Origin of the sequence: Curtobacterium sp. KBS0715, from assembly GCF_005938005.2 — a bacterium.
Taxonomy (GTDB): Bacteria; Actinomycetota; Actinomycetes; order Actinomycetales; family Microbacteriaceae; genus Curtobacterium; species Curtobacterium flaccumfaciens.
Genome location: NZ_VCCA02000002.1, coordinates 39,617 through 63,789 on the forward strand (window position 1 = coordinate 39,617; position 24,173 = coordinate 63,789).

Sequence of the window (24,173 nt, forward strand, 5' to 3'; positions counted from 1 at the left end):
CGCACCCGTTCCCGTGGGTGCCGGGCGGCCGGATCTCGGCTACCCGGCGTTCACGGTAGTTGCTGTCCACAATCTGCGCCGGGGGGTTGACACTCCTGAGCACCCCCAGTAAAAGGGTCTTGCGCGAGGATCAGCCGTCGGGCAAGAAGCCCTGGTCAGTGCGCGTGGCGTGGGTCCGGGGCGGCTGCACGCGGACGTCTCGTCGCCGGGTCAGAGCCGTGCGCGACGACGCCGAGCCACCACCACGACCACGACGGCAGCCACCGCGGCGACGACGGCGACCACGGCCGCAGCCTCGGCGACGTGCACCGACGTGCGCATCGACTCGTACTGCACCGCCGTCGAGACGAAGCCCCACTCAGCGGGGCCGAACCAGCCGGACACCGGGTTCAGCGGACCGGCCGCGACCAGGCTGTACCCGCACACCACCGCAGCTGCCACGGCGATCACCGAGAGGACGAGGACGGGGACGACGCGGCGCATCTCGTCACCGTAGCGTGCCTCCGGACGCCGCACCGCCGGCACACTCGTCAGAGCGAGTCGCGGAGACGCGTCGCCTTCTCCTCGACCAGGCGCTCGAGCCCGTCGGCGTACTCGGTCAGGCGAGCGGCGACCGCCGGCTCCGAGGAACCGATGATGCGCGCGGCGAGCAGACCGGCGTTCGCTGCACCGTTGATCGCCATCGTCGCGACCGGGATCCCCGCCGGCATCTGCACGATCGAGAGCAGTGAGTCGAGACCGTCGAGGCGTGCGAGCTGGACCGGGACACCGATCACCGGCAGGGTCGTCATCGAGGCCACCATGCCCGGCAGGTGCGCTGCCCCGCCGGCCCCGGCGATGACGACCCGGATGCCACGTGCGGCGGCACCGCGCGCGAAGCGGGTCATCTTGTCCGGGGTGCGGTGCGCCGACACGACGTCCGCCTCGAACGGGATCGCGAGTTCGGTGAGGATGTCCGCCGCGGCCCGCATCGTCGGCCAGTCGGAGTCCGACCCCATGATGATCGAGACGAGCGGCTGTGTGCGTGCGGCGGTGTCGGTCACGCGACGAGCCTAGCCGAGCAGGACCCGCCGCCAGCGGTCGCCGTCGCGGCCGATCGTCCGCTCCGCCGCGACCCAGCGCGCCGCGCGCTCGTCCGCCCGACCACGTTCGACCGCGGTCCGGACGGCATCCCGCCACGCTCGGACGTCGTCCGGCACGGCCACGGCGCCGTGGGCCCGTGCGACGGCGTAGGACGGACGGTCGGAGACCACCGCCGGCAGTCCGAGCGCGGTGTACTCCAGGAACTTCAGGTCGCTCTTGGCGCGGTTGAACTCGTCGTCGCGGAGCGGTGCGACACCCGCGCGCCAGCGCTCCCGGTGCGACACGAGCCAGCGGGAGAACGCGGGGTAGTGCCCGTCGGGGACCTCGACCCGGCGGAACCAGTCGGCGCCGCCCGCTTCGGTGACACCGATCACCTCGAGCCGGATCGGGGTGCCGTCGCCGGTGGTGAGGTCGGCGAAGACGTCCCGCAGGAGCTCGAGGTCGGCGGCGTGGGTGAGCGTGCCCATGTACAGCACCCGGTGCTCCCCCGCGGGCCGTTCGTCGTCGTCCTCGGTCGGGCCGGCGGTCCAGAGACCCGGGTCGAGCGCGTTCGGCACGACGACGATGTCCCGCGCCACCGGACGGACCACGTCGGCGAGTTCGGGCGTGCTCACGACGACGGTGTCGGCACCACGCACCAGAGCGTCGATCGAGGCGAGCCGGTCCGGGTCGTACTCGGCGCGGGCGAGGCGCGCGCGACCGGACTCGGTGAAGAAGTCGTCGTCGACCTCGGCCACGACACGGATACCCCGGGCTCCGGCAGCCGCCAGGAAGGGCTGCACGCCGCCCCGGGGCAGGATGTCCCGCTGCACCAGGAGCGCCGCGTAGGGCGTCGTGTCGGAACCGTCGACGAACGCCGCCGGGTCCACCTGGCGCACCTCGGCGGTGCCGCTCGCCGCAAGGTGCTCGGTGCGGCGGACGACGCGGACGTGCGCCGAGGCGGGGTGTGCGCCGCCACCACCGGCGACGACGTACCCGAGGACGGGCAGGGGCACCTGCTGCGGCGGGTGCACCGGCTGCGGGGGCGCGCCGACGACGACGCGGCGCAGGCGTCGGGCGGCCCGGCGGACGAGATCACGCGGCATGCGCCCATCCTCTCGCACCTCGTGCCCCGCACCGGACGTCGAACACCGCACGAAGAACACCCCACGGAGAACGCCGTCTCAGCGCACCGTCACCCGCCAGCACGGCGACGCCCTGCGGTCCGCTCCGCTCCCGGTGTTGTGGGCGATCGCGCAGACGGTGTGCTTGCCGACCGCCGCCCGCACCGTGCCCGCGAAGCCGTGCGACCCGCCGGAGCCCCACGTCGCGTCGACGTCAGCTCGCTTGCGGCCGGCGTCCAGCGACGTCACCCGCTTGCCGTCCACGGTGATCGCGACCCGGCTCGGCGAGCCCACCGTGTCACCGTCGAACGCCCAGCCGGACACGGCGATGCTCCTGCTCGCGGCCTTCGCGGACTCGAGCACGACGTAGGGGTCGTGCCGGTAGGCGCGGACGGTCGAGCAGCCGAGCGTGGCGTCCGATCCCGCACCGATGTTCACCGCGGTGACGCACACGCGGCGAGCGCCGGCTGCGGTGGGCACCACGACGTCGAAGCCGTGGGTCGCGCCGACCCCGGCACGGGCATCGACGTCGGGGCGGTCGAGCCCGGCGGTGGTGACCCCGGCAGCGACGCCGTCGACGGTGGCACGGACCCGCACGGGCTGCGTGGGGTCGTCCTCGTCGTACGCCCACCCGGACACGCGGACGCCGCCTCCGGTCCCGGCGACGGTCTCGAGCGAGCCGCGGGGCGCCAGGTCGGCGGCTGGCGCTCCCAGACGGGCGTTCGCGACGAGTGCCTGCGCGTAGGCCGAGAACCACTTGCCGGCGGCCGGGGCACCGTTGCAGGTGCCGTCGCTCGCGCCGGGGGTCTTCACCCACAGCAGGGCGTCGAGCGCCGTACCGTCGGACACCACCCGGGGCGAGGTGCCGAGCCCGGCGCCCGGCCCGTTGCACCATGTGCCGCGCCAGCCCTGCCCGTTGCGCGAGGTGTCGATCACGTAGTGCGAGCCCCCGGTCGCGGCCGAGACCTTCTGCGCGTACGCCTGCTCCTGTGCGTTCGGGTAGTAGTTCGCGACGTTCGTGAAGAACCCGCGGGCCTGCTGCACGCCCGCGCTGTTCAGCCGCGACGCCATCAGCGCGGGCTGCACCCAGTTCGAGTTGCCGGCGTCCAGGTAGGCGGGGACCCCGGCGGCGGTCAGCCCGGCGACGGTGCGGGACAGGATGCGGTAGCGCTGCTCGTCGAGCGCGGTGCTGCACTTGGCGTTGCTGAGCATCGCGAGCGAGTCCGGTTCGACGATGACGGCTGCACGGTGCCCGGCGAGCGCCGCGGTCACCTGGTCGACCCAGGCGTCGTAGGACCGTTCGTCGAAGCCGCCGGCGGAGTACCCGCCGCAGTCACGGTCGGGGATCGCGTAGAGCACGAACACCGGGGTGGTGCCGGACTGCTCGGCCCCGGTGAGGGCGGTGCCGATCGTCTTGGTCAGCTGCGTCCCCTGGCTCCAGTCGCCGAGCCAGGTGGCGACGGGGTAGCCGGCGATGGTCCCCGCCGCGGCGGCTCCGGCCGGGTCGGTGGCGGCGAGGGCGGCCTGGGCCTTCGCGGCCTCGCTCGTGGGCGACCGGTACGGTCCGGCGCCGTAGAGCGACGCGGACGTGGCCGAGCGGATGGTCGCGGCCGAGGTCGCTGCGGACGCGGACGCGGTCGGCAGCAGGCCGGCGACGGCTGCGACGAGGGCGACGGCGGCGCCGCAGACGGCGGCACGTCGCGGACGGCGGCGCATGGGGACTCCCTGGACGGTGGGCACGGACCGTTCCAGGGGAACACGCGCTCCCGTCCCCCGCCAGCCTCCCGAGCGGGTGCCACCCGAGGGGGTGTCCGCAGAGCGGCCGACAAGTGCGTCCCGCACCCGCGACGCCACTGGAGGCCCGTGGCGGCGTCGCCACGGGCCTCCAGTGGCGTCATCCGGTCACGTCGAGGACGCGACCTCAGTCGTCGAAGTGCGCTGCGGCCGCGCGGGCGCGGTAGACGACGTCGTCGACGTCGTCACCGAGCACCGTGACGTGCCCGATCTTCCGGCCGGGCCGGGGTGCCTTGCCGTAGAAGTGGTACTTCGCTTCGGGGAAGGCCTCGAGCGCTGCGGGGTACCGGGCGGCGAGGTCGCCGTCCACGGGTCCGCCGAGCACGTTCACCATGACGGACGCCGGGGCGAACGAGCCGGTGGCTCCGAGCGGCAGGTCGAGGACCGCCCGCAGGTGCTGCTCGAACTGGCTCGTGGTGGCGCCGTCGATGGTCCAGTGCCCGGTGTTGTGCGGACGCATCGCGAGCTCGTTGATCAGGATGCGTTCGTCGTCGGTCTGGAACAGCTCGACGGCCAGCACGCCGGTCACCCCGAGTGCTTCGGCGATGCGGACGGCGATCGACTCGGTCAGGTCGGCGATCCGGCCGGCGCTGTCCGGGGCCGGTGCGATGACCTCGGCGCAGACCCCGTCGCGCTGCACGGTCTCGACGAGCGGCCAGGCGACCACCTGCCCCGAGGGGCGGCGGGCCACGGACTGCGCGAGCTCGCGGGTGAAGGGGACGAGCTCCTCGACCAGGAGGGCCTGGTCGCCGCCGGCCTCGGCCACGGCGATGAACCAGTCGTCGACGTCGGAGGCGTCCGAGACGACCCGGACGCCCTTGCCGTCGTAGCCGCCCCGCGGCGTCTTGACGACGGCTCGGCCACCGTGCTCGGCGAGGAAGGCGCGGAGTTCGTCGGGACCGTGCACGGCGGCCCAGTCGGGTACCGGCAACCCGAGGTCGCTCAGCCGGCGGCGCATGGTGATCTTGTCCTGCGCGACGGCCAGCGCGTCCGGACCGGGGTGGACCGCCACGCCCGCGTCGACCAGGCTGCGCAGGACGTCCTGCGGCACGTGCTCGTGGTCGAAGGTCACGACGTCGACCTGCCGGGCGAACTCGAGCACGGTGGCGGCGTCGTGGTAGTCGCCCTCGGCGGTGGCGGCGATGTCCGCGGACATGCCCGGCCCCTCGGCGAGCACCCGGATGTCGATCCCCAGCTCGACCGCCGCCGGCACCATCATCCGTGCCAGCTGTCCCCCACCGATGACCCCGACGCGCAACGCCATGCTGTGTGATCCTTCCGGCGTTCCCACCGCATGGTGTGAACGCGTTGTCTACAATCGCTGTTCGGGTCGCGCTCTGCACGACCGGTCACAACTCTACGGATCCTGGAGGGCTCGTGCGGCGCCTCATCGCCCAGCTGGCACGCTTCGGCGTCGTCGGTGCCGTCGGCTTCGTCGTGGACACCACGGTGTTCAACGTGCTGCGCATCACGGTCCTGAACCCCGAGGACGTCCACTCGGGGCCGTTCTGGGCGAAGGTCGTCTCCACGGTCGTGGCGATCTTCGTGAACTGGATGGGCAACCGGTACTGGACGTTCCGCGAGCAGCGACGGGCGGTGGCCACCCGCGAGGGGGTCGAGTTCGTCGTCGTGTCGCTCGGCGGCATGGTCATCGCGCTCGCCTGCCTCGGGGTGTCCCACTACGCGATGGGACTCACCTCGGTGCTCGCCGACAACGTCGCGAACATCGTCGGCCTCGTGCTCGGCACGGTCTTCCGCTTCTGGCTCTACAAGGTGTGGGTGTACCACCCCGAACGCACCGCCACGGTGCCCGCGGAAGCCGACGCCGCACGTCAGGACGCACTCTAGGATCGTTCGGGTGACGGCCCACGAGACCACCACCCGCACCCGCGACAGCACCCCCACCACGGCGCCACCCCGCATCGCTCGCTGGGAGCGTGTGGCGATCGCGGTCGTCACCGCCACCTTCGGCCTGTGGCTCGTCGCCTGGGCGCTGGTCGTCCCGGTCTTCCAGGCCCCGGACGAGACCGCCCACATCGACGCCGCGGTGCACCTCGCAGTCGGTGACGCCTGGGCCGCTCCCGGTGACCTGCACGTCACGAACGCCGTCGAGGCCGCGAAGACCGAGCTGGCCACGAAGCCGTCCAGCCAGTGGTCGACCGTGAGCGAGCTGCTGCAGAACGCCCCCGGGCCGTCCGCGACCGTCAACCAGATGACCCAGCACCCGCCGACCGCGTACCTCGCCGGTGCCGCCGTGCTCCGTGCCGTGGACTTCGGCGACCTGCGGTGGGACCGGGCGTTCATCGCGCTCCGACTCGCCGACGTCCTCGCCGTCACCGCCCTGCCGCTGCTGGCGTGGGCGTCCGTCCGCCGGGTGACCCGGTCTCCGCGCGCCGCACTCGTCGGCGGGCTGGCGGTGTTCGCGACGCCCGAGCTCGCCTCCATCGGGTCCTCGTTCTCGAACGACGCCCCCGTACTGCTCGTCGCCGGCGTCGTCGTGTGGCTCGCCACCAGACTGCTGACCGGCGACACCCGGTGGCGCACCACGATCGCCCTGGCGGCGGTCCTCGGTGCCCTGGTCTGGATCAAGGGGACGGGGCTGCCCGCGGTGCCGTTCGTCGCCGTCGTCGTGCTCTTCGCCGGTGCCGGGGTGCTGTCCCTGCGGCAACGGGTGGTGCGCACCGTGGTCGCGATGGCCGTGTCCGGGGGCATCGGCGCCTGGTGGTGGCTGCACAACTGGTTCGCCTACGGCCGGATCCAGCCGAACGGCTACGCGTCCATCCGTCCGCCGAAGGACTTCCCACCGGGCGAGCACCCGACGCTGGGACACTTCCTCGACGTCAGCTGGGGAACCCTGGCTCGCACGTTCTGGGGCAGCTTCGGCGCCCGGGCCCAGGTGAGCATGGGTGACATGCTGACCGCCGTCCTGACGATCGTCGTCCTGGTCGTCCTGGTCGGCTGGGCGTTCCGGCGCGGACCGGACCTGCGGGTGGCCCTGTGCCTGGCGGTGTTCCCGGCGCTGCTCATCGGCATCCAGAACGAGACGAGCGCGGGAGCCTACCTCCGGACGACCGAGGTCGCCGCCACCCAGGGCCGGTACTACTTCCCCGCGATCGTCTGCCTGATCGTGCTGAGCGCCCTGGCGTGGCGTCGCCTGGTGCCCGCCGGACGCGCACGCTCGTGGGTCGCGGTGGGACTGGCCGTGCTGCTGCCCGCGGTGGGTGTGTACGGGTTCGCGGTGGCGTCGGCCTGGTTCTGGAACGCCGCCCTGTTCCCCGTGACGGGCCGCGGGCTGCTCCGCTACACCGAGATCGGGCCGGTGCCGCCGACGGTGCTCGTGGTCGTCGTGGCCCTGGTCGCGGTCGGGCTCGTCGTGTCGGTCGTGCAGGTCGCCCGTGCCGACCGTCGAGTGGCCGGGCTCGCGACGTGACCACGCGTCGGACGTGCGGCTGACGGGGTGGACGCCCCACGAGACGGACGGGAGGCCCGGTGCCAGCTGGCACCGGGCCTCCCGTCCGTCGTCACGCGCGTCGGGTGCACCCGGATCGTGAGCAGGAACGGTCGGGTCGCGCACCGCGGACCCGACCGTTGCTGCTCACGAAGTGCGCGTCAGGCGGCGGGGACGCCGCCCTCGACCGCGGAGGGGTCGTCGGTCGGGCGGTTGCGCCGGAACCACGTGGGGGCTGCGGCGCAGAGCAGGAACAGCCCGTCGACCGCCAGGCTCCAGACACGGGTGACGACCACCACGACGAGGGCGATCGGCACGGGCATCACGATGGCGAGGAGCAGTGCCTGCACGCCCTCGCGGACGCCGAGCCCACCGGGGGCGAACACGGCCAGCATGCTGATCGCCGAAGCCATGCTCGCCGCACCGATCACGAACGCCGCGTCGGTGAGCTTGAGCGACGGGTACACGGCCAGCGTGATGAAGTAGTACGCCGTCCCGGACAGGACCGCGCCGGCGATGTACAGTCCGGCGCCGCCGAGGACCGTGCCGAGGTTGGGGCGGACGTCGGCCTCGAGCGGCTTGCGGCGCAGGATCTTCAGCGCGATGCCGATCAGGAAGACGAAGACGCGCGGGATCAGGCAGACGACGCAGCCGACGAACGCCGCGATCATGAGCGCGATGAGCCACGGGTTGAGCGAGTGCGTGCGGGGGTCGATGAGCAGCAGCACGAGCGCCAGGGCCAGGGTGGCGGCGATCTGCAGCGCACCTTCGAGCAGGCCGCTGACGCCGAGCCGGGCCTTCGAGACACCGTGCTTCGAGGCGAAGTAGACCTTGCCGATGATCCAGGTCGCGGCCCCGGGGATGTAGCGGCCCATCCAGGACTTGGCGTAGACGTAGGTGAGCGTCACACCGGAGCCCTTGAGGCCGGTCGCGCCGAGCCGTCGCAGCAGGTAGAACCAGATGCCGACGCCCCAGTAGCGGAACCCGAGGCTGATCAGCGTCGCCACGACGACCCAGGACCACTGCCAGTCCAGCCCGGCGAGCTGCCCCCAGTCGACGCTCCGGACGTAGAGCAGGAGGAAGACCGCGAGGAGCACGTAGAAGACGATCGGGACCGCCTTGCCGAGGAGCCGTCGCCAGGACGGCGGACGCTTCCCCTCGGGGGTCGGGGCGTCGCTGGTGGTTCCTGACAAACGGGTCTCCTGCCGGTGCTGCTGAGCTCAGGTCATGCTAGCCGCTCCGGTGTGTGCGAAACTTGCCGCCGACACGACCGACCGATCACCGACCCGAGGATGCCGTTGCCCCACCAGCCACGGGAGAACGCCCGACTCGAGTTCACGTACCTCGACGGGCTTCGAGGACTCGCAGCCTTCGCCGTCGTGTTCCACCACACGTACCTGTTCACCGGCCTCACCGACGCCGCGAAGACGGACATGCCGTGGATGCGTCCGATCATCGGGTGGGGCTACCTCGGCGTCCCCCTGTTCATCGTGCTCTCCGGGTACGTGCTCATGCTGCCGGTGATGACCCGCTCCGACGGCTACCGGGTCCCCGGCGGCTTCTGGAAGTTCATCTGGCGACGTGCCCGACGGATCCTGCCGCCGTACTGGGCGGCGCTGGTGCTGTTCGCCCTGGTGGTCCTGTTCGTGCCGGTGATGCACAACCCGCACGGCACCCAGTGGGACACGAAGCTCCCGATGGGGTGGGGCGCGTTCCTGACGCACCTGTTCCTGGTGCACGACTTCTTCCCGACGTACATCGGCAAGATCAACGGGCCGATGTGGAGCGTCGCGATCGAGTGGCAGATCTACTTCCTCATGGCGCTGCTCATCCTGCCGATGTGGCGCCTGCTCGGCGGGTGGGTGACGACCACCGTCCTCGTCGCGGCCGGGCTCTGGATGGGCGTCGAGAACCGGTACGCCTCGATGCACCCGTGGTTCGTCGGGCTCTTCGCCATCGGCATGCTCGCCGCGGCGATCACCGTGCGGGCGCGCGACGCCCACCTCGCGGGACGGCTCCGGTTCCTCGCGCCGCGGTGGACCGGCTGGGTGACCGGCGCACTCGTCGTCGCAGCGACCGCGGCGATGGTCCTGATGTTCGCGTCGCGTCGTCTGTACTTCCAGCAGCAGACCTGGCCGTCGGAGATCTCCATCGGCGTGCTCTCCGGCATCGTCCTCACCTGGCTCGGAGTGGCCGCCGTCACCGGGCACCACACCTGGCTCTCGCGGTTCCTCGCCTGGAGACCGTTCGTCCTCGCAGGGCTCGTCTCGTACTCGGTCTACCTCTTCCACAGCCCCTTGCTGGCGCTCGGCAACCTGCTCCTGCTGCCCCTGGGGCTCTCGACGAAGTGGCAGTTCCTCGTCATGGTCGTCGTCGTGGTGCCGGTGACGATCGCGCTCTGCGTCGGCTTCTGGTGGCTGGTCGAGCGGAACTTCCTCAACCAGCGGCAACGTCACGCCGCCGCCGAGGTGGCTTCGCGGGAACCGATCCCCACCGTCGAGACCGTCCAGCCGGCGGGCGGGTCCACGGTGCGCTGAGCGGCCAGTACGCCGTGGGGCGGCGGCTACCATGGCTCGGACGCGACGTGGGCGACAGGGCTCCACGCATCTCGACAGGGAAGACGAGACGGCATGCGCAGATCCAGCAGAAGGTTCCTCGGCCTGGGCACGGCGACGGTGGTGGCCGGAGCGATGACGCTGGTGGCCGGTCCGGCGTGGTCCGAGACGCCGGGCACCACGACGGCCAGCACCAGCACCAGCACCACGAGCTCGACGGCGAGCGGGCCGTCCGTCGCCGAGATGGACGCCACCGGCAACCACGTGATGGGCGCCGGCATCGCGGCACACACCGGGCAGACCCGGGTGGCGGCCGACCTGCCCGTCGGGCCGACCTCCCTGCGCACGACCGCTCAGGCCGCCGCTGCCGCGAAGCGCCCGACGGGCAAGATCAACGGCATGGACGTCAGCGCCTGGCAGCCGAACGTCGACTTCACGGCGGCCTACGGACTCGGCGCCCGCTTCGCCTACATCAAGGCGACCGAGGGCGTCTCGTACGTCAGCTCGACGTACGCGTCGCAGTACCGGAACGCCAAGAACGCGGGCTTCATCCGCGGTGGCTACGTGTACGCCCAGCCGAGCAAGGCCAGCGGCGCGGCGACCGCGAACTACTTCTTCGCCCACGGCGGGCAGTGGAGCGCCGACGGCGTCACGCTCCCCCCGCTGCTCGACATCGAGTACGGCACCGCGGCCCAGGGCGTCTGCTACGGCAAGAGCTGGCCGCAGATGCGGTCGTGGATCGCGGACTTCTCGGCCACCGTCTACAAGAAGACGCACCGCTACCCGGCGATCTACACCACGACCGACTGGTGGAAGCGCTGCACGAACAACAGCATCCGGTTCTCGAAGAACCCGTTGTTCGTCGCGATCTACCCGGTCAAGGACTTCTCCGGCCCCGGCACCCTCGGTGCCAGCTGGAAGTCCACCGGGTGGCGCTTCTGGCAGTGGGCGGCCAGCGGGACGCTCCCCGGCGACCAGGACGTCTACCGCAGCGCCGACGGCGCGAACCTCCGCGCGTTCGCGAAGAAGACGGAGTAACCCCGCCCGACGTCAGCGCGTGCGGCGGGTGGCCTCGGCGAAGTCGGCGTCGAGGGCGGTCGCCATCCGTGCGACGCCGTCGGCGAGCTGCTCGCGGACCGCGTCGCGGTTCGCGTCGAGTGCCTCGAGCTGGGCCGTGACGTCGTCGACGAACGTCGGCTCGAGCGCTGCCTCGATCGGCTTCGAGAACTCCTGCTGGCCCATCTGCTCGAAGAACAGCCGGCCCTTGTCGACGTAGTAGAGCACGGCGGCCGGGACGCCCGCGATGGTCGCGACGATGGCGGAGTGCAGGCGGCTCGCCAGGAACAGGCGGCTGCGGGACATCAGGCCGGCGTACTCGGCGGGCGAGAACTCGTCGGCCTCGACCACGTGGGTGCGGTCGCCGTGCTGCATGCGCGCGATGACCTCGCGCGCGAAGGCGGCATCGCCCTCCGAGGCCTCCATGTGCATCGGGTAGAACACGACGTCGGCATCCCAGCGCTCGATGACGCGGTCGGCCAGGTCCGCGACGGCCTGGCGGTACGTGACGAGCCGGTCACTGTCGACGCCGGTCTCGCGGAAGCGCTTCGGCAGGAAGCGGAACGGGATCCAGCCGCTGCGCTTGTAGTGGAACCAGCGGCGGACGCCGAACCCGATCGACCCGTCGAGCCGCTCGGCGGTGAGGCCGGTGGTGCGCTCCAGCCGCTCGAGCACATCGGCGTCGGGCGCCGTGACCGTCCCGACGACCGCCGGGTCGAACGACGACACGATCGGCGTCCTCACGCCCCAGGACAGGAGCTTCTCGCGCGACTCGTCGTCGCGCACGGCGAACGCGCTGCAGAGGTCCACGGTGGCGCGGATCAGGCGCTTGCTGACCCCGGCGGTGGTCGGTCCGATGCCCTGGAACGCCCCGACGAGGTTCTTGTTGACCGCACGGACGAGCAGCATCTTGCCGAACCAGTACACGAGGCCGAGCTTGTTCGTGTAGTCCTTCAGGATCTCGCCACCGCCCCAGAGCACCACGTCGGCGCTCCGCGCGGCACGGAGCAGGGCGAAGAGGTCGCCGATGCCGGTGCTGTACGGGGAGACCGGCAGGAACCGGATCCCGAACCACGCGGCGTCCCGCTCGGGGTACTGGGACAGCGAGACGATGTCGGCGTCCGGCCACCGTCGGCGGACGAGCTCGACGTTGCCGGCGAGGATCGCCCGGTCCCCGCGGTTGTGGGGCGAATCGCTATTGTGGATCAGAACGCGCACGGGTGGAGAGCCTACCGGACCGTCCCCCGCCAGCCCCGGAAAGGCACGATGTCCCGCCCCACCCCCTCCGCCCGTCCCCGTCTGCTCGTCCTCGGCTCGACGTTCCCGGCCCGTCCGGACGACGGTGTGCCGGCGTTCGTGCTCGACCTCGCCCACCAGGAGGCGCTCGAGTTCGACACGATGGTGCTCACCCCCCGGGTGCCCGGCGGTGCCACCACCGAGCGCATCGGCGACGTCGGTGTCCGGCGGTTCCCGTACTTCCCGAAGGCGTTCGAGGACCTGGCCGACGGCGCGATCCTCGACAACCTCAAGGAACGTCGCTCGCGCATCGTGCAGGTGCCGGCGCTGGTGCTCGCGCAGTGGTTCGCGATCCGGCGCCTGGTCCGCTCCGCGAAGCCCGACGTCATCCACGCCCACTGGGCCATCCCGCAGGCACTCGTCGCGACGCTGGCGGCCCCGGGCGTCCCGATCGTCGTCACGACCCACGGCGGGGACATCTACGCCCTGCGCGCCGCTCCCCTGGTGCGGCTGAAGCGCTGGGTCTTCGGCCGTTCGGCGCACGTCACGACCGTGAACTCCGAGATGCGCGACCGCCTGACCGAGTGGGGTGTGCCCGAGGCACGCTCCACCGTCATCCCCATGGGTGTCGACCTCGGTCCGGCCCGTGACACCCGCGCCCGCGTCCCCGCACAGGAACACCACGTGGTGGCGGTCGGGCGACTCGTCGAGAAGAAGGGCTTCGGCAACCTGATCGCCGCACTCCGGGGACTCGGCGACGACGTGCCGTGGCGACTCACCGTGGTCGGCGACGGCCCCTACCGGGCGCAGCTCGAGCAGCAGGCCGCCGGGCTGCCGGTGACGTTCCTGGGCCAGCGCGGGCGCACCGAGGTGCTCGAGACCCTGGCTGCTGCCACCGTCGTGGCCGTGCCGTCGGTCCCCGCGGCGAACGGCGACCAAGAGGGACTACCGGTCACCCTGCTCGAGGCCGCGGCCGTCGGTGCCGCGATCGTCGCGAGCGACCTGCCCGGCATCCGGGACGTCGTGCAGGACGACGTGTCCGGTGTCCTCGTGCCCCCGGGCGACGTCCCCGCGCTCCGGACAGCGTTGCAGCGCGTGCTCACCGACGACACCGCACGAGCGCGGTACCAGGAGCAGGCCGTGGTGTCGGCGGCGGAGTTCTCCACCGAGCGGATCGGCGAGCGCTACCGCGCGGTGCTGCGCGCCGCCATCGGCTGACGACGCAGCGCACACGCACAGCAGGCCCGGTGCCGGTCCGTGGGATCGGCACCGGGCCTGCTGTCGGTCGCGGTCAGCGCCCCATGCCGCGGTACGTGAAGCCCGCGGCGGTCCAGGCATCGCGATCGAGGCAGTTGCGGCCGTCGACCACGACGGGCGACGCCACGAGCGCCGCAGCGGCGGTGGCGTCGAGCTCGCGGAACTCGGTCCACTCGGTGAGCACGAGCACCAGCTCCGCTCCCCCCAGCGCCTCGGCAGCGCTCTCGACGTAGTCGAGCTCCGGGCGCACGCGGCGCGCCGTGACGACGGCCTCGGGGTCGTACGCCGAGACGACGGCGCCGAGTTCGTGCAGGCGGGCCGCGATGTCGAGGGCCGGCGAGTCGCGGACGTCGTCGGAGTTCGGCTTGAAGGCCAGGCCGAGCACCGCGATGCGCTTACCGCTGACGACCCCGCCGAGCAGCTCCTGCGCCAGCTCGACGACGTGGGCGCGACGGCGCAGGTTCGTGGCGTCGACGTCGGCCAGGAACGCCAGGGACTCCCCGACGCCCAGCTCGTTCGCCCGCGCCTGGAACGCTCGGATGTCCTTGGGCAGGCAGCCGCCACCGAAACCGAGGCCGGCGTTCAGGAACTTGCGGCCGATGCGGGCGTCGTGGCCGATCGCGTCGGCGAGCGCCGTGACGTCGGCGCCGGCGACCTCGGCGATCTCGGCCATCGAGTTGATGAACGAGATCTTCGTCGCGAGGAACGCGTTGGCGCTGATCTTCACGAGCTCGGCGGTGGGCAGGTTGACGACGAGTCGGGGCGTGCCGGTGGACAGCGCCTCGGCGTAGACCTCGTCGAGGGCGGCGACGGCCTGTTCGCCGGCCTCGCCGTCGGGCACGCCGTAGACGAAGCGGTCCGGCGCGATGGTGTCCTGCACGGCGAAGCCCTCACGCAGGAACTCGGGGTTCCAGACGAGCGTCGCACCGGGGACGGCTTCGCTGACCTCGGCGGCCAGGCGCGCGGCGGTGCCGACGGGCACGGTCGACTTGCCGACGACGAATTCTCCGGCGGACAGGTGGGGTGTCAGCGCGGCGACGGCGGCGTCCACGTAGGTCAGGTCCGCGGCACCGGTCGGACCCTGCGGGGTGCCGACGGCGAGGAAGTGCACGCGGGCACCGGCGACCTCGGCCATGTCGGTGGTGAAGCGGATCCGACCGGACTCGAGGGCCTCGGTCAGGATCTCGGGCAGGCCTGGCTCGAAGAAGGGGGCCTCGCCCGCGGCGAGCCGCTCGATCTTGGTGGGGTCGACGTCCACGGCGACGACCTCGTGTCCGAGTTTGGCCATGGAGGCGGCGTGCACGGCACCGAGGTAGCCGCAGCCGATCACAGAGATACGCACGTCGAAGAAGGTACCGGTTCCTCGCCGGAATTCTCCTCACGACGCCCACAGCGACGCTCGGAGCGGCCGGGTCAGGCCCGCACGTCGCCCCACGGCGGACGGTCCGGGCCGCCGACGATCTCGTCCCAGTCCGGCTCGCGATGCCGTCGCCTGGCCTCGTAGGCCTCCACCAGGTCGTGCAGGACGGCGACGACGAGGTCGGCGTGCGGCACGTCGGCGAGGACCACCGCCGGGTCGTCCCCGGGGAACACGAGCACGTCACCGGAGCGGAACAGCCCCTGCAGCCCGCGGCGCCGCACGGTGACGTCGTAGCCGCGGGAGTGCAGGAGTTCCCGTCGGGTCCGGGTGCCGAGTCCGTTGACCACGACCAGGCGACGGGTGGTGACGACGTACCGCTCCGACATCCAGCGGAACAGCGGGACGGCGCCGCCGAACACGACGAGCACCACGACGACGAGTGCGACGACGGCGTTCAGCCACGCCAGCTGCGCCTGGAAGACACCGAAGCCGAAGCCGCCGGCCGCGGTGACGAGCACGACGAACACCGCCGGGCGCACCAGCCGACGGGCGTGCGGTCGCAGGCGCGCGACGACACGTTCGGGCGGGGGCTCGGCGGTCATGCCGTCATGCATACCGCAGGTGGGTGACGTCTCCCACCGCGACGCCCCTGGTGAGCCCCGCCTGGTCCCGGATCGTGATGCGACCGGCGTCGTCGATGCCGGTCGCGTCGGCCTCCTCGACGGTGCCGTCCGGCAGCTCGAGGCGGATGCGGCGACCGATGGTGCCGCACGCGGCGCGGACGTGGGACCGGACCGTCTCGGAGGCTGGACCACCCGTGACCAGGCCGGCCACCGCCTCCAGGACGGACCGCACGAAGGCGGACAGGACCGCGTCGGCCAGGGCGGGTGCGCCGTCGACCGCGCCGGCGAGCAGGAGCGAGGTGGACGTCGGGGTGGGCAGCCGATCAGCCGGGATCGTCAGGTTCACGCCGGCCCCGACCACGACGCTGCCGTCAGCGGCGACCTGGCAGAGGATCCCGCACACCTTGTGCCCTGCGACCTGCACGTCGTTCGGCCACTTCACGACGACGTCCGCGCCGACCGGCAGGACCGACGCGATCGCGTCGCGCATCGCCGCGCCGGCGACCAGCGGCAGCCAGCCGCGGTCGTGGTCGTCCAGGTCCGCACGGACGAGCACGCTGGCGGCGAGCGTCTCACCGGCCGGAGCGGTCCAGGTGCGGTCGAGCCGACCCCGGCCCGCGGTCTGGTGCAGGGTCGCGAGGACACTGCCGTGCTGCTGCTCCGGGGCGGCGGCGAGCAGGTCCGCGTTGGTGGACCCGGTCTCGGCGGGGGTGGTGATCGTCGCGCCCGCCGACCGGACCGCCTCGCTGGTGGCGGGGAACGACGGCGACGGGGATGTGGACATGCACGCAAATGTACGGGCAGGAACCGTGGGGGTCCTCCAACCGGCAGCGTCCCACCCGCCGGTAGGGTGAGCGGGTGACTTCAGGAGACACCCCCGATCTGTCGACGACGGCCGGCCGGCTGGCCGACCTCCGCGACCGGTACCACGAGGCCGTGACCGCCGCGGGCGAATCCGCCATCGCCAAGCAGCACGCGAAGGGCAAGGGCACCGCGCGCGAACGCATCGAGCAGCTGCTCGATCCGAACTCCTTCGTGGAGTTCGACGAGTTCGTGCGCCACCGCACCACGTCGTTCGGCATGGACGCCAAGCGCCCCTACGGTGACGCGGTCGTCACCGGCGTCGGCACGATCCACGGCCGCAACGTCGCGGTCTACGCCCAGGACTTCACGGTCTTCGGCGGATCCCTCGGCGAGGTCGCCGGCGAGAAGATCATCAAGGTCATGCAGCACGCGCTGAAGACGGGTGTGCCGATCATCGGCATCCTCGACTCCGGCGGCGCCCGCATCCAGGAAGGCGTCGTCGCGCTCGGCAAGTACGGCGAGATCTTCCGCCTGAACACCCAGGCCTCCGGCGTCATCCCGCAGCTCTCCATCGTGATGGGCCCGGCGGCCGGCGGTGCGGTGTACTCCCCCGCCCTGACCGACTTCGTCATCATGGTCGACAAGACCAGCCACATGTTCGTCACCGGTCCGGACGTCATCAAGACCGTCACGGGCGAGGACGTCGGCTTCGAGGAGCTCGGCGGCGCCCAGACGCACAACGCGGTCTCCGGCGTGGCCCACTACCTGGCCGAGGACGAGACCGACGCGCTCGACTACGCGCGCTCGCTCATCGGGTTCCTGCCGGACAACAACCTGTCCGACCCGCCGGCCTACGACGTCGCCCCGGAGCTCGAGACCACCGACGCCGACCACGAGCTCGACCTCGTGATCCCGGACTCGACGAACCAGCCGTACGACGTCACCACGATCATCGAGCACATCGTCGACGACGGTGAGTTCCTCGAGGTGCAGCCGCTCTTCGCGCCGAACATCCTGATCGGCTTCGGCCGGGTCGAGGGCCGCACGGTCGGCATCATCGCGAACCAGCCGCAGGCGATGGCCGGCACGCTGAACATCGACGCCGGCGAGAAGGCCGCCCGCTTCGTGCGGTTCTGCGACGCGTTCGGCATCCCGATCCTGACCTTGGTGGACGTGCCCGGCTACCTGCCCGGCACCGACCAGGAGTGGACCGGCGTCATCCGCCGCGGCGCGAAGCTGCTGTACGCCTACGCCGAGGCCACCGTCCCGCTCGTCACCGTCATCACCCGCAAGGCCTACGGCGGCGCGTACATCGTCATGGGCTCGAAGCAGCTCGGTGCCGACATCAACCTGGCGTGGCCGACCGCCGAGATCGCCGTCATGGGCGGCCAGGGTGCCGTCAACATCCTGTACCGCGCCGAGATCAAGCGCGCCGAGGAGTCCGGCGAGGACGTCGCCGCGGTCCGCACGAAGCTCGCGAACGAGTACACGTACAACGTCGCGTCCCCCTACCTGGCGGCCGAGCGCGGTGAGCTCGACGGCATCATCCAGCCGCACGCCACCCGGGTGTCGGTCATCAAGGCCCTCCGGTCGCTGCGGGGCAAGCGCGCCACGCTGCCCCCGAAGAAGCACGGGAACATCCCGCTCTGATGGGCCGACACGCAGCAGCCGTGCCCTCGGACGAGCCCGCCTCGGTGGCGGACGTCCGGGTGGTCTCCGGCGACCCCACGCCCGAGGAGCTCGCCGCCGTCGTGGCCGTCCTGCAGCGCCAGGCCGACGAAGCCGCAGCGGCCGGACGCGCCGCCGTGGTCGTCGAGCCCCGCACGGGGTGGGACGCGGCGGCCCGCGGACTGCGCCGCCCGCTCGACCACGGGCCGGGCGCCTGGGGCCGATCGCTCCGCTGATGTACCCCTGGTGCGCACGCGACCGGAACGGTTGCAGGGCGCACTTCCCGGTCGGCATCCCCTCACTCGGGGGACACGTTCAGCGGATACGGACCGGAACTGCCGGAATTGTCCCCCATAATGACGACTGACACGCAGCTCGTGCGTGGGCATAGTAGTTGGTGTTCGGTGTCCTTCAACGAAAGACATCGCAGGACGGTGGCCGACTAGGGTACGAAGCCACCGCCCGCTGCGAGGCAGGGCGACATTCGGGTTGTCGCTCAGCCTCGGGTCGTGAACGGGCCGGTCGGTATCCGACCGGCCCGTTCCCCGTTTCCGGGGCGTGTGGCGGGTGCTGCGGCGGTTGCGGGGGCGACACCGAGCCGATGCAGAACGACATGGTCGACGTCGGACGACAGCGACGTGGTCGCTTCCACGCACGCGCCAGCCCGGCGCACCCACGTGACGGCCGGGAGGCCCGTGCCGGGGCCGCCACGGGCCTCCCGGCTGTCCCCCATCGCGTCCACCGCCGCCCGCACGCCCGGCGCACCACGCGCGTCCGCAGCACCGTGCGCACCACGTTCGCGACGATCCACCTGTCGATCACGTGGTGCATCGTCGCAACACGCGCGCAGCGTGCCGCGCTCAGCGTGCGCTACGCCGGCTCGTGCCGCGGGATCTCCAGCCAGAGTGCGACGGAGTCGTCCTCGTCACCGTCGTCGTCGTCCAGCCCCGCTCCGAGCGCCGCGGACTCGCTGGCCGCGCCGTCGAGGCGGAGTCCGACGACGGTCACCGCGGAGTCGGACCCCTCGCCGACCGTCCGCACGATGACGTTGTCGGCGTCACGGGCCTGCCGGAGCGCCTCGGCGACGCGGGCGTGGATGCGGCGGATGTCCGGGGCGTCCAGGTCGTCGAGCCCGCCGTCGTCGTGCAGCTGGACGGTCGCGCCGCGGCGACGCAGGCGCATCACCTCGTCGCGGACGTCGTCGGACAACAGGGACCGGCCCCGGATCTCGTCGCGGATGGCCTGCTCGAGGTGCAGGCACTCGGCACGGTCGGCGTCGTCGAGGTCGCCGCAGGAGTCGATGATGCGCTGCAGCATCGGCAGGGCCATCCGGGTGGTCTGGCTCAGCCGGAACTGCCGCTCGAACACGTGGGCGTCCTGCGCGGCCTGCCAGTCGGCGGTCTCCTGCTCGGCGAGGACGAGCTCACGGGTGTTCCGGGTGGCGCGGCTCATCGCGGCGGCGAAGACCGTGGCGATCGCGACCCAGGCGACGCTGCCGACCACGCCGAGCCCACCGAGCGAGCCGAGACCGGCCCAGGCGACGGTGTAGACGGTCAGGAACAGCACGCCGGCCCATGCGAAGGGTCCGCGGCCGCGCACGACGAGCACCACCATGAGCGTGCCGATGGCCGCGATCCACCAGGTGGCGGAGCCCGGACCGCGACCCTCGACGAGGACGGGGGCGGCGATCACCGGCATCACGATCGCGGTGGCGAGCGAGAAGCAGGCCGTCCAGACAGGCAGGACCCTGCCGGGGACGAACAGTGCGAGGCCGGTGGCCGCGGCGTACAGGACCATGCAGGCGATGATCGGGGCGACCTGGTCGACGCGCGGCAGCGTGGCCGCGGCGAGGACCAGGTGGTAGACGGAGAACAGCGACGCCAGGCCGAGGGCGATGCTCGCCGGCAGGGAGACCTTCATGCGGTCGTCCTCGCGGCCGGCGACCACGTCAGTACGATGCGGGTGCCCTCGCCCGGTGCGGTGTGCACCTCGGCGCGACCGTCGACGGTCGCGACCCGCTCCACGATGGAGCGACGGACACCGAGCCGTTCGGCGGGGATGGCCGCGACGTCGAACCCGCGCCCGTCGTCACCGACCTCGACGAGCACCCCCTGGCCCTGCTGCTCGATGCGGACCCAGCGGGAGACGTCAGCGTCGCCGGCGTGCTGCACGCTGTTCACCGCGGCCTGCAGCGCCGCCGAGGCCAGCGCGTCGGCGACCGACGCGGGCAGGCGGACCGACCCGGTCGGCGTCGGGACGAGGCGGACCGGGGCGGGCAACGCACCCACCCCCTCGCGGATGCGCGCCCGGAGTTCCCCGAGGGCGACCGGCGCGACGTCGCCGGGACCGTCGGTGGCCGCGGCCTCGAGGTGGTCGATCGCGTTCCGGGCCATCCGCGCGGCGAGGGTCTTGGCCTCGAGCGTGTCGGCACGGGCGGCGGAGAGCAGCGTCGTGAGCACGCTGTCGTGCACGATGGCGTCCACCTGGACCCGCTCGACCTCGGTCGCGTGTTCCCGGATGGCGAGCGAGTATCGTCGCACGGCCGTGGACTGCGCCGTGTCGACCGACGTGGCCGCACGCCGCAGCACCACGGCGATGACGAGCACCGCACCGCTGAGCAGCGCCGTGTAGACGCCGTCGAGCAGGACGGCGAGGACCCCGACGTCGCCGCCGAGCGGGCTGAGCCGGATGACGACGTACACCGCCGGAACGAGCGCGGTGTAGACCGTCGCACGCCACGTGGCGAAGCCCATCGCCGCCGCCGTGCAGCCGACCGTGCAGAACCACCACGGCCACGGCTGCTGCGCCGACGGGATGGGCTCCTGCACGGTCGCCGTCCACGTCACGAGCACGACGAGGAACAGCAGCGCGCAGACGATCTGCGCCAGCTGCGCGACCCGCTGCGCGAAGGCCGAGACCCCGATGAACACGAACGACGCCGCGAGGGCGAGCATCAGCGTCGGCCCCCAGAACGGGTCGAGGTACGGCAGCTGCTGCAGGACCGCGGGCGCGTCGACGATGCCGAGGCCGATCGCCGCCATCGCGAGGAGGATCGCGAACGCGCGCTCGACCGACGCCTGCGTGATCGAGGCGCGGACGCTGCGCGCCGGATCGGCGCCGAACGGCGCCGGTTCGACGACCGTCCGCGCCGACTCAGCCGCGGTCGCCATCCGTGTCAGCGACCGTCACCGTCGGGGTCGATGCCCGAGTCGAGCCCGGGGAGGATCCCGTCCTCGACGGCTCGACGCAGCAGGTCGACCTTCGTCGGGGCCGGGCGACCGACCTCGACGTACTTCACGCGGATCCGGTCGAGGTACTCACGGGCCGTCGAGTAGCCGATGCCGAGCTGCTGGGCGGCGAGCTTGAGCGGGAGACCCGAGGCGTAGAGGTGCAGGATCTCGCGCTCGCGGCGGCCGAGCTGGGCTTTGGCGAAGTCGCGGTCGGCGTCGATGGCGCTCGCCCACTCGAGGTTGTTGAGCACGTCACCGCGTGCGACGGTGGCGACCGCGGCCATCACGGTCTTGGTGGCCGAGGACTTCGGGATGACGCCAGCAGCCCCTGCTGCGAGCGCCTCACGCACGTTGGCGACACGGTCCGCGATGGAGTGCACGAGCACCGCCGATCCCGTCCCCTGCACGCCCTTGACGTTCTCCGTCACGGTCGAGCCGTCACCGAGGGACAGGTCGAGGACGACGACGTCGACCTCTCGCCCGTCGAGGTTCTGGACGTACTCGGGCACGCTCGCGGCGGTGAGCACCACCTCGAACCCCTCGTTCTGGCACGCCGCCTGGATCCCGAGTCGGACGGACTCGTGGTCGTCGACGATCGCGACCCGGACCGGCCTGGTGGCCGCCCCTGACGTCTCGGTGCTGGTGGTTGTCGTTCCTGCTGCCACAGTGGCCTCTCGTTCCGATGCGCGACGCCGGCCCCTGAAACCGGAGTGCCATCAACGACCCAGGATACCCAGCCCGGACTCAGGTGCGGGGCTTCTCCGCCGCGCCACGCTGGCCGGTCCGCCGATTGGTGGACACCCCGACACGCAAGGACACGTGGTTGCGCGACCACCCGACCTCAGCGTGCGGGGACCAGGCGCGCGACGGCTTCCAGGTGGTGGGTGTGCGGGAACAGGTCGAAGGCCCGCAGTGCTTCGAGCCGGTAGCCGAGGTCGGCGAACGTCGCGACGTCGCGGGCGAGCGCCACCGGGTCGCACGCCACGTAGACGACCTGCTCAGGCTGGAGCGCGGCGATCTGCACGACCACGTCACGACCGGCACCGGCGCGGGGCGGGTCGAGCACGATCGTGCCGGCGCGGAAGCGGTCCTTCTCGGCGCGCGAGGCGTTCGCCACCGTGTTCGTCAGCCAGCGGTCCACGCGGCCGGTCTCCGCGCGGGCGCCGAGCCACTCGGACAGGTTCTCCTGCGCGTACTCGGTGGCACGGGCGGCGCTCTCGACGCTCGTGATGCGGGCCTTCGGGCCGACCAGGTCGCCGAGGGCGGCGGCGAGCAGGCCGACACCGCCGTACAGGTCCAGGTGGGTGCCCTCGGGGTCGAGGCGGTCGCGGTCGACCAGGTCCTGCACGGCCGCGGTGAGCACGGTCGCCGCGGCGCGGTGCACCTGCCAGAACCCGTTGTCGTCGACCTGGAACGTGCGCTCCCCGACGACCTCGGTCACCACGGTGGGCTTCTGGTCGTCGATGACGAGCCGCGCGCCCTCGGAGCCACTCGGCGCGAGGACGTCGATGACCGAGGAGCCCGGCAGCGCACCGCGGCCGAGCGGAGCACTCTGCTGCACGACGGCGGTCGCGAGCGGCAGGCCGGTCACCGGGATGACGGAGTGGGACCGGGCCGCGAACGGGCCGGCGGTGCCCTGCTCGTCGACGTGCAGCCGGACGCGGGTGCGCCAGCCGAGGCCGTTCGCCGCGTCGTCGCCGGGCGCGGCCTCGACGACGACGTCGTGGCCGAGCACCTCGGCGAGGTCCATCCGTGCGAACCGCGCGAACGAGTCGACGAGGACGTCGTGCTTGAGCGTGCGCTGGTGTGCGAGGGCGATGTGCCCGAACTCGGCACCACCCGGGCGAGTCTCGGGGTCACGCTCGAGCGCGGCCTCGGGCCAGACGTGGTCGACGCGGTGCTCGCTCGGCGTGATGACGCTGACCGTGTCGGCGCGCCAGAACGACTTCTTGCGGTCCTCGGTCACCCGGGCGACGACGCGCTCCCCGGGGATCGCGTCCGAGACGAAGACCACCCGTCCTTCGTGTCGTGCCACCGAGATGCCGCCGTGGGCGATCCCGGTGACGTCGAGTTCGAGCAGCGTGCCGACGGATTCACCCATGGTGAGATGGTCCCATGCGTCTGTACCTCGCGAGTACATCCCCCGCCCGCCGAGCACTCCTCGCCCAGTCCGGGATCGAACCCGTGCTCGTGTCCCCCGGGGTCGACGAGGACGCCGTCGGCGCCGCCGCCGCGGCATCGCTCGGCCGCGCCCTGACCGGGCCGGAGCTCGTCTCACTGCTCGCCGTCGCCAAGGCGTCCGCAGTCGCCGACTCCGCGGTCGCCGGGTCACCGGTCGACGGGGTCGTGTTCGGCGGCGACTCCGCGTTCGAGGTCGACGGGCAGCTGTACGGCAAGCCGCACGACCCCGCGGTCGCCCGGGAGCGCTGGCGGCAGATGCTCGCCGCCGGCGGCGGGACGCTGTGGAGCGGACACTGCGTGATCGATCGACGACGCGACGACCGACACCGGGACCCGGAACCGGCCACGGGACGGCCTGGAGGCGCGGCACCGGCCCGCACCGTGCCTCCCGTCCGGTCCCTGGTCACGTCCACCGCCGGCGTCCCGCAGCTGGGCGACGTCGCGCCCGGCGGGTCGGCGCTGGCCGCCGGCGGCGACCGCGTGGTCGCGGTCGACAGCGCGGTGCTGACCTTCGCCGACGACGTGTCCGTCGACGAGATCGACGCGTACGTCGCGACCGGGGAGCCGCTCGAGGTGGCGGGTGCCTTCACCATCGACGGTCGGGCCGCGGCGTACATCACGCGGATCGACGGAGCACCGTCCGCCGTGATCGGGATGTCGCTGCCGGTGCTGCGATCAATGCTCCTCCGGGGCTTCGGCATCGCCTGGCACGACCTCTGGGCACTGTAGACATCCGCACCTGTTCCGGGTGGTTCTTTGTGGGTGCCAGTCAAAA

The 24,173-nt window shown here is 72.2% G+C and carries 22 protein-coding genes; 8 read left to right on the top strand and 14 right to left on the bottom strand.

Annotated features, from left to right (window positions below):
* Positions 1-210: 210 nt before the first annotated feature.
* From FFG40_RS16640 to FFG40_RS16660, 5 genes are all read right to left on the bottom strand, one after another.
* Positions 211-483, bottom strand: a complete 273-nt coding sequence (locus FFG40_RS16640) for a hypothetical protein (RefSeq protein ID WP_138803756.1) — start codon at positions 481-483, stop codon at positions 211-213.
* A gap of 47 nt (positions 484-530) precedes the next feature.
* Positions 531-1,043: a 5-(carboxyamino)imidazole ribonucleotide mutase gene (gene purE, locus FFG40_RS16645; protein ID WP_138803757.1), complete on the bottom strand. Its 513-nt coding sequence runs from the start codon at positions 1,041-1,043 to the stop codon at positions 531-533.
* Positions 1,044-1,052: 9 nt separating this feature from the next.
* Positions 1,053-2,168 carry a glycosyltransferase family 4 protein gene (locus FFG40_RS16650; protein WP_138803758.1) on the bottom strand — a complete coding sequence of 372 codons (1,116 nt, stop codon included), beginning with the start codon at positions 2,166-2,168 and terminating at the stop codon, positions 1,053-1,055.
* 78 nt (positions 2,169-2,246) lie between these two features.
* Positions 2,247-3,902, bottom strand: coding sequence for a glycoside hydrolase family 6 protein (locus tag FFG40_RS16655; protein ID WP_138803759.1), 1,656 nt, complete (start codon positions 3,900-3,902; stop codon positions 2,247-2,249).
* Between the two features lie 205 nt (positions 3,903-4,107).
* Entirely contained in the window at positions 4,108-5,244 is a 1,137-nt protein-coding gene (locus FFG40_RS16660) for a 5-(carboxyamino)imidazole ribonucleotide synthase (RefSeq protein ID WP_138803760.1), read from the bottom strand.
* A 113-nt stretch (positions 5,245-5,357) separates the two neighbouring features.
* Between FFG40_RS16660 and FFG40_RS16665 the strand changes: the two genes are divergently transcribed.
* A complete protein-coding gene (locus FFG40_RS16665) occupies positions 5,358-5,828 on the top strand; it encodes a GtrA family protein (RefSeq protein WP_138803761.1) in 471 nt (156 codons plus the stop codon).
* 10 nt (positions 5,829-5,838) lie between these two features.
* Positions 5,839-7,410 (top strand): DUF2142 domain-containing protein, encoded by a 1,572-nt coding sequence (locus FFG40_RS16670; protein WP_185974247.1) that lies wholly within the window; start codon positions 5,839-5,841, stop codon positions 7,408-7,410.
* A gap of 179 nt (positions 7,411-7,589) precedes the next feature.
* On the opposite strand, the gene FFG40_RS16675 is transcribed toward FFG40_RS16670, so the two are convergent.
* The gene (locus FFG40_RS16675) at positions 7,590-8,621 is read right to left on the bottom strand and encodes a lysylphosphatidylglycerol synthase domain-containing protein (RefSeq protein ID WP_138803763.1); all 1,032 of its coding nucleotides are present in this window, start codon (positions 8,619-8,621) and stop codon (positions 7,590-7,592) included.
* Positions 8,622-8,726: 105 nt separating this feature from the next.
* Between FFG40_RS16675 and FFG40_RS16680 the strand changes: the two genes are divergently transcribed.
* Together FFG40_RS16680 and FFG40_RS16685 are read left to right on the top strand one after the other, a co-directional pair.
* Positions 8,727-9,965, top strand: a complete 1,239-nt coding sequence (locus FFG40_RS16680) for an acyltransferase (RefSeq protein ID WP_185974248.1) — start codon at positions 8,727-8,729, stop codon at positions 9,963-9,965.
* A 93-nt stretch (positions 9,966-10,058) separates the two neighbouring features.
* Entirely contained in the window at positions 10,059-11,021 is a 963-nt protein-coding gene (locus FFG40_RS16685) for a GH25 family lysozyme (RefSeq protein WP_138803765.1), read from the top strand.
* 12 nt (positions 11,022-11,033) lie between these two features.
* On the opposite strand, the gene FFG40_RS16690 is transcribed toward FFG40_RS16685, so the two are convergent.
* On the bottom strand, positions 11,034-12,257 hold the full coding sequence (locus tag FFG40_RS16690; protein WP_185974249.1) for a polysaccharide pyruvyl transferase family protein: 1,224 nt from the start codon (positions 12,255-12,257) through the stop codon (positions 11,034-11,036).
* Positions 12,258-12,305: 48 nt separating this feature from the next.
* On the opposite strand from FFG40_RS16690, the gene FFG40_RS16695 reads away from it, so the two are divergent.
* Positions 12,306-13,493, top strand: coding sequence for a glycosyltransferase (locus FFG40_RS16695; RefSeq protein WP_138803767.1), 1,188 nt, complete (start codon positions 12,306-12,308; stop codon positions 13,491-13,493).
* Positions 13,494-13,566: 73 nt separating this feature from the next.
* Here FFG40_RS16695 and FFG40_RS16700 read toward each other — a convergent pair whose 3' ends face one another.
* From FFG40_RS16700 to FFG40_RS16710, 3 genes are all read right to left on the bottom strand, one after another.
* Positions 13,567-14,874, bottom strand: coding sequence for a UDP-glucose/GDP-mannose dehydrogenase family protein (locus FFG40_RS16700; RefSeq protein ID WP_138803768.1), 1,308 nt, complete (start codon positions 14,872-14,874; stop codon positions 13,567-13,569).
* A gap of 71 nt (positions 14,875-14,945) precedes the next feature.
* Positions 14,946-15,494, bottom strand: coding sequence for a PH domain-containing protein (locus FFG40_RS16705; protein ID WP_071244247.1), 549 nt, complete (start codon positions 15,492-15,494; stop codon positions 14,946-14,948).
* Positions 15,495-15,498: 4 nt separating this feature from the next.
* Positions 15,499-16,299 (bottom strand): biotin--[acetyl-CoA-carboxylase] ligase, encoded by an 801-nt coding sequence (locus FFG40_RS16710; protein WP_138803769.1) that lies wholly within the window; start codon positions 16,297-16,299, stop codon positions 15,499-15,501.
* A gap of 74 nt (positions 16,300-16,373) precedes the next feature.
* Here FFG40_RS16710 and FFG40_RS16715 point away from each other — a divergent pair, with 74 nt between their 5' ends.
* The gene (locus tag FFG40_RS16715) at positions 16,374-17,969 is read left to right on the top strand and encodes an acyl-CoA carboxylase subunit beta (RefSeq protein ID WP_027466469.1); all 1,596 of its coding nucleotides are present in this window, start codon (positions 16,374-16,376) and stop codon (positions 17,967-17,969) included.
* Positions 17,969-18,223 carry an acyl-CoA carboxylase subunit epsilon gene (locus FFG40_RS16720; protein ID WP_051596908.1) on the top strand — a complete coding sequence of 85 codons (255 nt, stop codon included), beginning with the start codon at positions 17,969-17,971 and terminating at the stop codon, positions 18,221-18,223. The genes FFG40_RS16715 and FFG40_RS16720 overlap by 1 nt, the downstream gene beginning before the upstream one ends.
* A gap of 634 nt (positions 18,224-18,857) precedes the next feature.
* On the opposite strand, the gene FFG40_RS16725 is transcribed toward FFG40_RS16720, so the two are convergent.
* The 4 genes from FFG40_RS16725 to FFG40_RS16740 form a co-directional block, all read right to left on the bottom strand.
* Positions 18,858-19,907, bottom strand: coding sequence for a hypothetical protein (locus FFG40_RS16725; RefSeq protein ID WP_138804025.1), 1,050 nt, complete (start codon positions 19,905-19,907; stop codon positions 18,858-18,860).
* Entirely contained in the window at positions 19,904-21,157 is a 1,254-nt protein-coding gene (locus FFG40_RS16730) for a sensor histidine kinase (RefSeq protein ID WP_138803770.1), read from the bottom strand. Before FFG40_RS16730 ends, FFG40_RS16725 begins: the two co-directional genes overlap by 4 nt.
* Positions 21,158-21,162: 5 nt before the next feature.
* On the bottom strand, positions 21,163-21,882 hold the full coding sequence (locus tag FFG40_RS16735; protein WP_017888757.1) for a response regulator transcription factor: 720 nt from the start codon (positions 21,880-21,882) through the stop codon (positions 21,163-21,165).
* Between the two features lie 176 nt (positions 21,883-22,058).
* Positions 22,059-23,318: a class I SAM-dependent RNA methyltransferase gene (locus tag FFG40_RS16740; RefSeq protein WP_138803771.1), complete on the bottom strand. Its 1,260-nt coding sequence runs from the start codon at positions 23,316-23,318 to the stop codon at positions 22,059-22,061.
* Between the two features lie 14 nt (positions 23,319-23,332).
* Between FFG40_RS16740 and FFG40_RS16745 the strand changes: the two genes are divergently transcribed.
* On the top strand, positions 23,333-24,127 hold the full coding sequence (locus FFG40_RS16745; protein ID WP_138803772.1) for a nucleoside triphosphate pyrophosphatase: 795 nt from the start codon (positions 23,333-23,335) through the stop codon (positions 24,125-24,127).
* Positions 24,128-24,173: the final 46 nt, after the last annotated feature.